Here is a 12,641-nt window from a genome sequence, read left to right on the forward strand (position 1 = left end):
GAAAGTGCGGTTATTTTTATGGAGTAAAAAATGAAAACACTTCATCCAGATGATTTTGGTTATTGGTTGCTTACTCAAGGTTCGAATCTTTATTTGCTGAATAATGAATTGCCTTTTGGTTCAGCTACAAAGCTTGGAATCGAAGGATTGCAGGCAATGCAAATCGGTGAATGGAAAAATCATCCGTTGTGGCTTGTGGCTGAACAAGAAAGTGATGAACGAGAATATGTAAGTTTACGTGGATTACTTTCATTGCCAGAGGATGAATTCCATGTATTAAGCCGAGGTGTGGAAATTAATCATTTCCTGAAAACTCATAAATTTTGTGGAAAGTGCGGTCATAAAACACAACAAATTCAAGAAGAGCTCGCCGTGCAATGCTCTTACTGCGGGTATCGAACTTATCCTGTAATCTGTCCATCTATTATTGTAGCGGTTCGACGTGGCAAAGAAATATTGCTTGCTAATCACAAACGTCATTATCATCCGAATGGAGGAATGTATACCACTCTTGCAGGTTTTGTAGAGGTCGGTGAAACATTTGAACAAGCGGTACGGAGAGAGGTTTTTGAGGAAACAGGGATTTTGATAAAAAATATTCGTTATTTTGGTAGCCAGCCTTGGGCATTCCCGAATTCTCAAATGGTCGGTTTTCTTGCTGATTATGAGAGCGGTGAAATTACTTTGCAGGAAAGTGAAATTCATGATGCGCAGTGGTTTTCTTATGATCAACCCTTGCCAGAATTACCGCCAACAGGTACTATCGCTCGCAAATTAATTCATGCGACGCTTGAACTCTGTAAAGCGGAACATAAATGCGATTAATAAATACTCCAACCCTTACGAATTAAGGAAATAAGATGCGAAATCCGATTCATAAACGCTTAGAAAACTTAGAAAGTTGGCAACATCTTACTTTTATGGCTGCTTTATGTGAACGTATGGCTCCAAATTTTAAATTGTTCTGTCAAATGAACGAGCTTAGCGCTGAAGCCAAAACTTATCAAAATATTCTCAATTTGGTGTGGGAATATTTAACGGTTAAAGATGCCAAGATCAACTTTGAAAATCAGTTGGAGAAATTGGAAACCATTATTCCTGATGTGAATGATTATGAGAGTTTTGGTGTTGTGTCGGCGTTAGATGCTTGTCAGGCTTTAGCTGAAATTTTACATGCTATTATTGCGGGGGAAACATTAGAAAGAGCGGTGGAAATGAGTTTAATTTCTTTAGGTACGGTAACAAGTTTATTGGAAACTGAAACAGGGCGAGATTGGTCGGACAGCGAACTTAAAGAAAGTGAAGATATTCAAGCTGAACTTGATGTGCAATGGCAGATTTATCGTTTACTTAAAGAATGTGAAAAACGTGATATTGAATTAATTTTAGATTTAAAAAATGAGATCCGAGCCGAGGGAATATCTAATATTGGTATAGAATTTCATCAATAACGTGAGATTTGTCACAAATTTTAAAAATCTTGCTTTTAATTCATCGTAAGTTAGATTATCCTTTGCACAGCTTTTGTGGTTCGTCCGCAGGCATATTTTGAAGAGTCAAATTTTTATTTAACAGAAGGTACAAATTTATGAACAAAACAGATTTAATTGATGCAATTGCAAGCGCTGCAGAATTAAACAAAAAACAAGCTAAAGCTGCGTTAGAAGCGACTTTAGAAGCGATTACTGCAAGCCTCAAAAAAGGTGAACCTGTACAATTAATCGGTTTCGGTACATTCAAAGTAAATGCACGTGCTGCACGTACTGGTCGTAACCCACAAACTGGTGCTGAAATTAAAATTGCAGCATCTAAAGTACCAGCATTTGTATCTGGTAAAGCATTAAAAGATGCAATCAAATAATTAATATTTGAATGATTTTAAACCCTGCCAATGAGCAGGGTTTTTTGTTACCTAAAATTTACTTTACAAAACAATATTGTTTACATAAACTTTCGAACCGAAATTTATTGCATTTAAGGATAGCTTTATGAAAAAAAGTAGCCAGCCTCGTAATACTAAACAACGTCGCCATACTATTATGCAACTTTTGCAAGAACAAGGTGAAGTGAGTGTAGAACAGCTAGTGCAGCTTTTTGATATATCTGAAGTGACTATTCGTAAAGACTTAAGTGCGCTAGAAACAAATGGTTTTTTATTGCGTAAATACGGTGGCGCAATTTTAATGCCAAAAGAAATTATCGATGAAAGCGAAAATGATGAACTTACGAAACGAAAGTTTGTCATAGCGAAAGCCGCCGCCGAGCGTATTCGTGATCATAACCGTATTATCGTAGATAGCGGTAGTACTACGGCAGCTCTGATTAAGCAACTTAATTTAAAACAAGGCTTAGTTGTAATGACGAACTCACTTTCGGTGGCAACAGAATTGAGAGCATTAGAAAATGAGCCAACGTTGCTGATGACTGGTGGAACTTGGGATACTCGTTCGGAATCGTTTCAAGGAAAAGTAGCTGAACAGGTGCTACGTTCTTACGATTTTGACCAACTTTTTATTGGTGCCGATGGCGTTGATTTATCGCGAGGTTCTACGACTTTTAATGAACTTGTAGGATTAAGCCAGGTGATGGCGGAAGTTTCTCGCGAAGTTGTTGTGATGGTGGAATCTCAGAAAATTGGTCGGAAAATGCCAAATTTAGAATTAACTTGGCAACAAATTGATGTGCTTATTACTGATACAGGATTGTCAGAACAAGATAAAAAAGCCATTTTAGCTCATGGCGTAGAAGTAATTTGCGTATAAAGTGCGGTTAAAAAAGTAGACGTATTTTTTATTTAATTAACAATAAGGAAAGCTTATGTGTGGTATTGTCGGCGCGGTAGCGCAACGTGATGTAGCGGAAATCTTAATTAATGGTTTACATCGTTTGGAATATCGTGGTTATGATTCTGCAGGCGTTGCAGTGGTAAATGAACATCATGAATTACAACGCGTGCGTTGCTTAGGTAAAGTTAAAGCATTAGATGAGGCTGTATCGGAGAAACCATTGATTGGTGGTACAGGGATTGCGCATACGCGTTGGGCGACTCATGGTGAACCTTCAGAAACCAATGCTCATCCACATGCGTCAGGCACTTTTGCCGTAGTACATAATGGTATTATTGAAAATCATGAGGAACTTCGAGAATTATTAAAATCTCGTGGTTATGTATTTTTATCGCAAACCGATACTGAAGTGATTGCTCACCTCGTTGAGTGGGAAATGCGTAGCACGGATTCACTTTTAGACGCTGTGAAAAAAGCAGTAAAACAACTTACTGGCGCATATGGTATGGTGGTAATGGACAGCCGTCATCCTGAACATTTAGTTGCTGCTCGTTCTGGTAGTCCGCTAGTGATTGGCTTAGGTATTGGTGAAAATTTCTTAGCTTCAGATCAACTTGCACTTTTAAGTGTTACCCGCCGTTTTATCTTTTTAGAAGAAGGGGATATTGCAGAAATTACACGTCGTACAGTTGATATTTATGATACTTACGGCAATAAAGTTGAGCGTGAAATTCACGAATCTAATCTCGAAAATGACGCGGCAGAGAAAGGTAAATTCCGTCATTTTATGCAGAAAGAAATTTACGAACAGCCAACCGCACTTATCAATACAATGGAAGGGCGTATCAATCATGAAAATGTGATTGTAGATTCAATCGGTAATGGCGCAAAAGACATTTTAGAAAAAGTTGAGCATATTCAAATTGTTGCTTGTGGAACATCTTATAATGCAGGTATGGTGGCGCGTTATTGGTTTGAATCTTTGGCTGGAGTGAGCTGTGATGTGGAAATTGCATCAGAGTTTCGTTATCGCAAATTTGTTACCCGTCCAAATAGCTTATTGATTACACTTTCTCAATCTGGCGAAACAGCCGATACTTTAGCCGCACTTCGTTTAGCGAAAGAAAAGGGCTACATGGCGGCATTAACAATTTGTAATGTTGCTGGCTCTTCGCTAGTACGCGAATCAGATCTTGCATTTATGACGCGTGCCGGTGTTGAAGTTGGGGTGGCATCAACAAAAGCATTTACGACACAGCTCGCTGCGTTATTAATGTTGGTGACGGCACTTGGTAAAGTTAAAGGTCATATTTCTGCAGAAAAAGAGCGTGAGATTATCAAAGCAATGCAATCTTTACCTGCTGAAATTGAAAAAGCTTTAGCTTTTGATACAGACATTGAAGCATTGGCTGAGGATTTTGCTGAAAAACATCATGCACTTTTCTTAGGTCGTGGTGCATTTTATCCAATTGCAGTAGAGGCTTCTTTGAAATTGAAGGAGATTTCTTATATTCACGCTGAAGCGTATGCGGCGGGAGAATTGAAACATGGTCCATTAGCGTTGATTGATGCCGATATGCCGGTAATTGTTGTGGCGCCAAATAATGAATTATTAGAGAAAGTAAAATCGAACATTGAAGAGGTTCGTGCTCGTGGTGGCCAATTATATGTATTTGCCGATAAAGAAGCGGGCTTTACACCAAGTGAAGGAATGAAAATCATCACGATGCCGAAAGTCAATGATATCGTTGCACCGATTTTTTATACCATTCCAATGCAGTTGCTTTCTTATCATGTGGCTTTAATTAAAGGTACTGACGTAGATCAACCTCGTAACTTAGCGAAGTCTGTCACCGTAGAATAAAGTGCGGTTGATTTTAAGATAAATTTAAAGCACAGGTTATAGCTTGTGCTTTATCTGATTGAATGAAAAGGGCGAACATTAAAATGTTCGCCTTTTTCTGATCTAAAAAACGTATAACTTAGCCCATACCGTATTTTTTTAGTTTTTTACGTAATGTACCACGGTTGATACCAAGCATATTGGCTGCTCGAGTTTGATTGCCGCGAGTATATTGCATAATCATATCTAACATCGGGTGTTCAACTTCCGCTAATACTAATTCGTAAAGATCATTCACATCTTGACCATCTAATTGCGCTAAATAATTACGCAATGCTTGTTTTACTGAATCGCGTAATGGTTTGTTGGTCACTTGTGATTGCGCATTTAATACTGACACCGTTAAGGCTTCAGCAGGATTACGTTGTTGTTCTAACATTTTTCTTTATCCAAAATTAAATTGAAAAAATCTTCCAATACAATAAGTTGCTCTTTCGGATCACTAATTGCATTAAAAGTCTGTTTAAAAACGGAATCAGGTTGAATTCCCTGTAAATACCAAGCTACGTGTTTACGCGCAATGCGATAGCCTTTTTGTTCGCCATAGAATTGATGTAATTCTTGAATGTGGCTCAAAATTTGACCGCACTTTTCGTTTAAACTTGGCATTTGGCTTATCGAGTCATGCTCAATTAGGTTTTCCACAGTTTGAAATAGCCAAGGATTACCTAAGGCAGCACGACCGATCATAATGGCATCCGCTCCGGTATAATCGAGAACGAATTTTGCTTTCCGAGCAGAATCAATATCACCATTGGCTATAACCGGTATGGCAATCGCTTTTTTAACGGCTTTGATGTTGTCATATTCCGCTTCGCCTTCAAAAAGACAAGCTCGTGTACGACCATGCACCGTTAATGCTTGTATGCCACATTGTTCTGCAATTTTGCCGATTTGAACGCAGTTTCGATTAGATTTATCCCAGCCTGTACGAATTTTTAAGGTCACCGGCACATTGACGGCTGCCACTACTTCTCGCAAGATTTTTTCCACCAAATCTGGAAATTGCAACAATGCAGAGCCTGCGAGTTTGCGATTTACTTTTTTGGCGGGGCATCCCATATTAATGTCAATGATTTGTGCGCCATATTCCACGTTGATAGCAGCGGCTTGAGCCATCTCGAGTGGATCACTACCGGCAATTTGCACGGCATTGAGACCTAAATCTTCACTATGTGCCAAACGCAATTTGGATTTTTCGGTATGCCAAACTTGCGGATTTGTGGACATCATTTCTGAAAATGTGAGTCCAGCACCATAATATGCACAAAGACGACGGAAAGGCTGGTCGGTAATTCCTGCCATTGGTGCAAGTAAAACACGATTTCTTAATTGGTATGAACCGATTCGCATTTTACGTTACCTTCCTAGCAAGCCTAAATCTAATTAGTGTCGAACTGGTCGACGACCGACAAGGCTGGCTATAATACGCATTTTGCCTTACTTTGCAAAGTGAAATTTGTTTAAAAAATACACTTTTTTTGATTGACAAAAAGAAATTAAAGCGTTTTTAGCTTACCCGTAATTCGACACCATTCTTCTCTGACCGCGACTGGCTTTAACGCAAATGTTTGCGTATAGGCATCGCATACCGATTGAGCTTGAGTTTCTAAAATGCCCGATAAACCAAGATCGCCATTCGGTTTAACAAGTTGGCTAATGATTGGGTAAAGTTCTTTGAGAGGGCCAGCAAGAATATTTGCCACCACGACATCAGCTTTTAAATCAGAGGGTTTTTCATCAGATAAGAACAGTTGTAGGCGATCTGCAACGCCATTTTGCTCGGCATTATTGCGACTGGCTAGAATTGCTTGTGGATCGATATCAATTCCTACCGCACTTTTCGCACCAAGTTTTAATGCGGCAATGGCTAAAATGCCTGAACCACAGCCAAAATCAATGACGGTTTTATCTTTTAAATCTAGGCCATCTAGCCATTCTAAACATAGTGCTGTTGTAGGATGCGTGCCTGTCCCAAATGCTAAACCTGGGTCAAGCATAACATTGACGGCATTTTCATCAGGCACATCACGCCAACTTGGACAAATCCATAAACGCTTACCAAATTGCATTGGGTGGAAGTTATCCATCCACTCGCGCTCCCAGTCTTTATCTTCTATTTGTTCAATTTTGTATGCCGTATTGCTATCTAAGTGTTTTGCTTCTTTTAATAAGCGGACGATTTCTGCCATATCTGTTTCTGCATCAAATAGCGCAATAACATCGGTGTTGCCCCATAAACGAGTTTCACCAGGCAAAGGCTCAAAAATCGGGGTATCTTGACTATCCATAAAAGTCACAGAAACGGAGCCGATTTCTTCTAAAAAATCACTCATGTGTTCTGCTTTTTCATTGGTACTATTTAGGCGAATTTGAATCCAAGCCATTTGTTTTTTCCTTTATTTCATAAAATGGGGCGTATTATACCGATTTTTTCAAAATTTTCGGCAGTAAAGTCGAACCAAGTGTAGCGAGCATGATGATTGTTATACCAAGTGCGGCTGAAAATGACAGCGTTTCGCCAAGTAATGATACGGCAAATAAGATGCCGAATAGCGGCTCAAGTGCGACTAAAATACCGGAGATATTGGCATCCACACTATTAAGGCCTTTATTCCATAACCAATAGGCAAGCCAGCTACAGCCAATAGCAAGATATAATAATCCTGCAATACTTGTGGAATTTAATGATATTTGCCAGTTTTCTGTGAGTAATACCGTAAATGGCAACGTTGTGATGGTCCCAAGTACAATGCTGACGGAGGTATAGGCTTGCGTTGAGATTTTGGCTACAACTCGCTGTGTCCAACGTAACACGGCAGCGAAAATGATCCCAGCACTTAGTACTAATAAACAGCCGAATAAACTGATGTTATCAATGCCTTCATTATTTTTTCCACCATTGATTAAAATCGCCACGCCAATAAATGCCATTGCTCCGAATAGCCAGTGAAACCATTTTGCTTTATCTTTAAAGAAAAAATGCCCGACAAATACAACGAGTAGAGGTTCTAGCCCAATCATGGTGACTGCGCTGGATGCGGATGTATATTTTAGCCCGATGAATTGCAATAAAAATACAGCGGTATAGTTAAAGAATGCCAACCACCAAAGCTGTTTACGCATTGGTTTATCAATTTTTTTCCAACGACGTAAAAAGAGTGGCATGACAATAATCATTGCAATAATTAACCGCACTTGCACAACAAGCACAGGATCCATCATCGAATAAGTGAGCTTACCGACGATTAATGAACTGCTCCAAATAAGTAGCGCAAGAATTTGATAGAGCATTGATGTATCCCTGTGAATTGTTCTAATTCTATGTTTTAGCGTAGAAATTGCTGAAAGTGAGAAAATTAAAATATCACCTTCCTCTCATTTAGAAGAAGGTGACAGCATATTGATTGACGCTTAAGGTTCGGTAACTTTTTATTGAGTTTTTTCAATACGACGTTCGCCCAATTTATTACCAACTAAAAATGCAATTAATCCAAATACTAATGACGGTACGATTTGATGGAAATTAAATAATTTTATGCCAAGTTGAGTGAGCAAGATATAACTTCCCAAGCCGATAATCATTGAGCTTAAGGCACCATAAGCATTCGCTTTATCCCAGTAAATACCCAGCACAATCACCCATAAAAATGCGGCTTCCAGTCCACCAAAGGCAAATAGGTTTAACCAAATAATCATATCTGGTGGATTGAGTGCGGCAAAGATTAAAAGTGCGGTCAAAATCAGCGTAATAATAGATGAAAAATAACTTACTTTTTTCTCATTTTTTGCGGCTTCTGGTTTCGTAGAAAGGTATAAATCTTTTACAAAAATAGAAGAAGATTGAATAAGTTGCGCATCAATTGTGGACATAATTGCTGACATTGGTGCGGCTAAGAAAATACCGGCAATAATAGGTGGTAATACTTTTAGCATTAAAGTTGGAATCACTTGATCTGACACGGTTAAATTTGGAATAACTGCACGACCAAGTGCACCAGCTAAGTGCATCCCGAACATAATGATGGAAAGTACAATTGTTCCTATCAGCATGCCTCTATGTAAGGCTTTGCTGTCTTTAAATGCCATGCATCGAACAGCAGTATGTGGAAGACCGACGACCCCGAAACAGACGAGCGCCCAGAAGGAAGCCATAAATTGAAAATCTAACATTCCATTTGGCCCGTAAGGCGTGACTAACGCAGGATCGATTTCTGTTAATTTATTAACCGCACTTTCTACACCGCCGAGCGCATAAATGGTTCCTACAAGGAGAATAATAGTACCTAAAATCATGACGGTACCTTGAATGGTATCCGTGAGTACGACGGCACGGAATCCCCCGATAAATGTATAGATACCTACCGTTAAAGCAAATAAGAGCAATGCTTGAGTATAAGAAATGCCGATGGTTGTTTCTAATAAACGCGCACCACCAATAAATTGCACAGTCATGGCTGCAAAAAATGCGAGAAGAAGGGCAAGGCTTGATAGCCAGACTAAATATTTGTTTTTATAGCGATAAAGGAAAAGATCGTTAATCGTTAACGCATTGGTTTCTCTTGATAATAGTGCGAATTTTTTACCTAATGCGCCTAATGCAAGCCACACTGCTGGGACTTGAATCATCGCCAGTAATACCCAACCTAATCCGTATTTATAAGCTGCGCCAGGCCCTCCGACAAAAGAACTTGCACTGGCATAAGTTGACGCTGTTGTCATTGCGAGCACAAAACCCGTCATCGAGCGGTTACCTACATAATATTCCGTTAGGAAATCGCCTTTTGTACGTTTTACATAAGCGAAAATCGCAGCACCAAATATAAATGCAAGATAAATGATTAAAGGGAGAATAATACCTAAATTCATTTTTGATTCTCCTCATCTTTGATTTCAAGAGAGATATCTTGATAAATAATTTTGATAATCCAATGGCCAATTACAATAAATAGAATAGGCAAATAAATACAAGAGAGCTCGAACCAGAGAGGGAAACCAATCGGCCCTTGAGTTTCTTTAGGTAAATAAGCACATAAGCACCAACCTATCACATATAAAATAGATAGGCTTAATGCCCAACTAGCTTCCTTGGCAGCTTGTTGATAACGTTGTTTTAATGTCATGTTTCTTCCTTAACATTTTTATAAGTGAAAGTATATTTTTGAATGGTATAAAGGGCGTATGTTTCATACGCCCCTTATGTTTGCTAATCTTACAACTTTTCTGAATAATTCAAAATGTTTTGCTGATTCTAGTGTTTATTATCATTAAATAAGTTTTAGGAACATGCGAAAATGGCTAACATCTGTTAGCCATTTAAATTTTAATTATTCATGCATGCCTAATTTTTTCTCCAAATAGTGGATGTTTGTTCCGCCTTTTTGGAAATTTTCATCTTCAAGAATTAATTCATGAAGTGGGATATTGGTTTTAATACCATCAATAATTGTTTCCGATAATGCATTTTGCATACGACGGATTGCAACTTCACGCGTATCGCCATAAGTGATAAGTTTTGCGATCATAGAGTCGTAATGTGGGGGCACCGTATAGCCGCCATAAACATGAGAATCCCAACGAACGCCCAAGCCACCTGGTGAATGTAAGTGATTTACTTTACCTGGAGATGGTAAGAATGTTTTTGGATCTTCTGCGTTAATACGGCATTCCATTGCATGGCCTTTAACTTTGATATCCTCTTGGTTAAAGGAAATTGGTAAGCCTGCCGCAATACGCAATTGCTCTTTCACTAAATCTACACCTGTAATCATTTCAGTTACTGGGTGTTCCACTTGAATACGAGTATTCATTTCAATGAAATAGAATTCGCCATTTTCATATAAGAATTCAAACGTACCTGCTCCACGATAGCCGATTTCTACGCAAGCTTTTGCACAGCGTGAGCCGATATCGCGGCGAACTTCTTCAGTGATACCTGGAGCTGGCGCTTCTTCCACAACTTTTTGGTGACGACGTTGCATTGAGCAGTCACGTTCAGCCAAATAAACTGCGTTGCCATGCGTGTCTGCTAATACTTGAATTTCCACGTGACGTGGATTTTCTAAGTATTTTTCCATATAGACCATATCATTATTGAATGCAGCTTTCGCTTCAGCTTTGGTCATCGCAATAGATTCTTCTAATGTGTCTTCGTTACGAACAACACGCATTCCTCGGCCACCACCACCGCCTGATGCTTTGATGATGATTGGATAGCCAATACGTTTGGCGATTTCTTTATTTTTAGCAATATCATTACCTACAGGGCCATCCGAACCCGGTACACAAGGCACGCCTGCTTTTTTCATTGCTTTAATAGCTGAAACTTTATCGCCCATTAAACGGATGACATCTGCTGTTGGGCCGATGAAAGTGAAACCTGAACGTTCAACTTGTTCAGCAAAGTCAGCATTTTCAGATAAGAAACCGTATCCTGGATGAATTGCATCCGCACCTGTGACTTCGGCTGCAGCAATGATAGCTGGAATATTTAAATAACTTTTTGCGGAAGGTGCTGGACCGATACAAACGGTTTCATCAGCGAGTAAAACGTGTTTTAAATCACGATCAGCGGTGGAGTGAACCGCCACAGTTTTAATACCTAATTCTTTACAAGCACGTAAAATGCGTAGTGCAATTTCACCGCGGTTAGCAATCACAACTTTTTCTAACATAAAAGAGTCCGTTTAGTCAGATAGACGTGAATTTTTATGTAGGTTCTTGAAATCTTGTTCTCCCTATAAAATTTGGTGTGAACAGATTTCAATTTATATCGCCTACGATAAATTCGCTCTAATTGTTTGTATATGAAATAGGCGGACTAAAGTCCGCCCGACAAAAATATTGGAAATTATTCAATAACGATTAATGGTTCGTCGAATTCAACAGCATCACCATCGTTGATAAGAATTGCTTTTACTACACCAGCTTTGTCTGCTTCAATGCGGTTCATCATTTTCATTGCTTCAACGATACAAAGCGCGTCGCCAACTTTCACAGACTGACCCACTTCAACGAATGCTTTTGCTTCTGGGCTTGGACTGCGATAGAACGTTCCTACCATTGGAGAACGTACAAGATGGCCTGATAATTCATCAGATGCAGCTGGTGTTGCCGCTGCTGGCGCTTGAGCTGGCATAGCAGCTGGAGCCTGTGCTACTACTGGCGCTGCAGCGTATTGAACTGCTGCTGGAGCAATTGCTGGCGCTGCACGGCTAATACGTACTGTACCTTCTTCTTCTTGCACTTCTAATTCAGTAATGCCAGATTCTTCTACTAATTCGATTAATTTTTTGATTTTACGAATGTCCATACGTTCTTCCTAAAAAGATTGAAATTTTAACCGCACTTTTAAACGAAAAAGTGCGGTTATGAATAAACTTATTTTTGTGTTGCAAAGATTACCTTAATTTTTGCAAATTTGCGATAAAATTCTGTGAATTTCGCCAAAAATGCTCGATTTTCTTATTTTTTAGCAAGGTAATCGATAGCAAATAAAAAGGCAAACTCGTAACCTTTTGCGCCCAAACCGCAAATAACGCCTTCAGCCACATCGCTAAAATAAGAATGATGACGAAATGGTTCACGTTTATGCACGTTGGATAAATGAATTTCCACAAAAGGAATTGAGACAGCTAAAAGCGCATCGCGCAATGCTACACTGGTATGAGTGTAAGCCGCAGGATTAATTAAAATAAAATCGACTTGTTGAAAACTTTCGTGGATCTTATTAATTAATTTTTCTTCACTATTGGCTTGAAAACATTCCACTTTTACATTGAATTGAGTGGCTAATGTTTGTATTTTCTCTTCAATGGATGTAAGAGAAATACTGCCATAATGTTTTGGCTCGCGAGCCCCTAACATATTTAAGTTCGGGCCATTTAACAGCAAAATTCTGTGTGTTTGCGACATTTTTAATCCTTTTTGTGTGGCGCATTATACTGGTTTTT

The 12,641-nt window shown here is 39.1% G+C and carries 14 protein-coding genes; 5 read left to right on the plus strand and 9 right to left on the minus strand.

Annotation, left to right across the window (positions count from 1 at the left end):
- Nucleotides 1-30: 30 nt before the first annotated feature.
- The 5 genes from nudC to glmS all read left to right on the plus strand — a co-directional run bounded on the left by nudC (nucleotide 31) and on the right by glmS (nucleotide 4,650).
- Nucleotides 31-825, plus strand: coding sequence for an NAD(+) diphosphatase (nudC, locus tag DV417_RS00160; RefSeq protein WP_118877881.1), 795 nt, complete (start codon nucleotides 31-33; stop codon nucleotides 823-825).
- A gap of 35 nt (nucleotides 826-860) precedes the next feature.
- A complete protein-coding gene (locus tag DV417_RS00165; protein ID WP_118877882.1) occupies nucleotides 861-1,451 on the plus strand; it encodes a YjaG family protein in 591 nt (196 codons plus the stop codon).
- A gap of 137 nt (nucleotides 1,452-1,588) precedes the next feature.
- On the plus strand, nucleotides 1,589-1,861 hold the full coding sequence (locus DV417_RS00170; RefSeq protein WP_005634530.1) for an HU family DNA-binding protein: 273 nt from the start codon (nucleotides 1,589-1,591) through the stop codon (nucleotides 1,859-1,861).
- A gap of 127 nt (nucleotides 1,862-1,988) precedes the next feature.
- Nucleotides 1,989-2,762, plus strand: a complete 774-nt coding sequence (locus tag DV417_RS00175; protein WP_118877883.1) for a DeoR/GlpR family DNA-binding transcription regulator — start codon at nucleotides 1,989-1,991, stop codon at nucleotides 2,760-2,762.
- A 55-nt stretch (nucleotides 2,763-2,817) separates the two neighbouring features.
- Nucleotides 2,818-4,650 carry a glutamine--fructose-6-phosphate transaminase (isomerizing) gene (gene glmS, locus DV417_RS00180; RefSeq protein WP_118877884.1) on the plus strand — a complete coding sequence of 611 codons (1,833 nt, stop codon included), beginning with the start codon at nucleotides 2,818-2,820 and terminating at the stop codon, nucleotides 4,648-4,650.
- 118 nt (nucleotides 4,651-4,768) lie between these two features.
- Here the strand turns inward: glmS and fis are convergent, their stop codons facing one another.
- The 9 genes from fis to aroQ form a co-directional block, all read right to left on the minus strand.
- A complete protein-coding gene (fis, locus tag DV417_RS00185; RefSeq protein WP_009500196.1) occupies nucleotides 4,769-5,068 on the minus strand; it encodes a DNA-binding transcriptional regulator Fis in 300 nt (99 codons plus the stop codon).
- Nucleotides 5,062-6,042: a tRNA dihydrouridine synthase DusB gene (dusB, locus tag DV417_RS00190; protein WP_118877885.1), complete on the minus strand. Its 981-nt coding sequence runs from the start codon at nucleotides 6,040-6,042 to the stop codon at nucleotides 5,062-5,064. The genes fis and dusB overlap by 7 nt, the downstream gene beginning before the upstream one ends.
- 146 nt (nucleotides 6,043-6,188) lie before the next feature.
- On the minus strand, nucleotides 6,189-7,076 hold the full coding sequence (gene prmA, locus DV417_RS00195; protein ID WP_118877886.1) for a 50S ribosomal protein L11 methyltransferase: 888 nt from the start codon (nucleotides 7,074-7,076) through the stop codon (nucleotides 6,189-6,191).
- A 34-nt stretch (nucleotides 7,077-7,110) separates the two neighbouring features.
- On the minus strand, nucleotides 7,111-7,983 hold the full coding sequence (locus tag DV417_RS00200; RefSeq protein WP_118877887.1) for a DMT family transporter: 873 nt from the start codon (nucleotides 7,981-7,983) through the stop codon (nucleotides 7,111-7,113).
- 138 nt (nucleotides 7,984-8,121) lie between these two features.
- The gene (panF, locus tag DV417_RS00205; RefSeq protein ID WP_118877888.1) at nucleotides 8,122-9,558 is read right to left on the minus strand and encodes a sodium/pantothenate symporter; all 1,437 of its coding nucleotides are present in this window, start codon (nucleotides 9,556-9,558) and stop codon (nucleotides 8,122-8,124) included.
- Complete coding sequence (locus tag DV417_RS00210) at nucleotides 9,555-9,812, minus strand: YhdT family protein (protein ID WP_118877889.1); 258 nt, start codon at nucleotides 9,810-9,812, stop codon at nucleotides 9,555-9,557. Before DV417_RS00210 ends, panF begins: the two co-directional genes overlap by 4 nt.
- Before the next feature lie 204 nt (nucleotides 9,813-10,016).
- Nucleotides 10,017-11,363: an acetyl-CoA carboxylase biotin carboxylase subunit gene (gene accC / locus DV417_RS00215; RefSeq protein WP_118877890.1), complete on the minus strand. Its 1,347-nt coding sequence runs from the start codon at nucleotides 11,361-11,363 to the stop codon at nucleotides 10,017-10,019.
- Nucleotides 11,364-11,539: 176 nt separating this feature from the next.
- The gene (gene accB / locus DV417_RS00220; protein ID WP_118877891.1) at nucleotides 11,540-12,001 is read right to left on the minus strand and encodes an acetyl-CoA carboxylase biotin carboxyl carrier protein; all 462 of its coding nucleotides are present in this window, start codon (nucleotides 11,999-12,001) and stop codon (nucleotides 11,540-11,542) included.
- 152 nt (nucleotides 12,002-12,153) lie between these two features.
- Nucleotides 12,154-12,603, minus strand: a complete 450-nt coding sequence (gene aroQ / locus DV417_RS00225) for a type II 3-dehydroquinate dehydratase (protein ID WP_118877892.1) — start codon at nucleotides 12,601-12,603, stop codon at nucleotides 12,154-12,156.
- Between the last annotated feature and the right edge of the window lie 38 nt (nucleotides 12,604-12,641).

The sequence above is a fragment of the Haemophilus haemolyticus genome (assembly GCF_003490935.1).
GTDB lineage: Bacteria > Pseudomonadota > Gammaproteobacteria > Enterobacterales > Pasteurellaceae > Haemophilus > Haemophilus haemolyticus_M.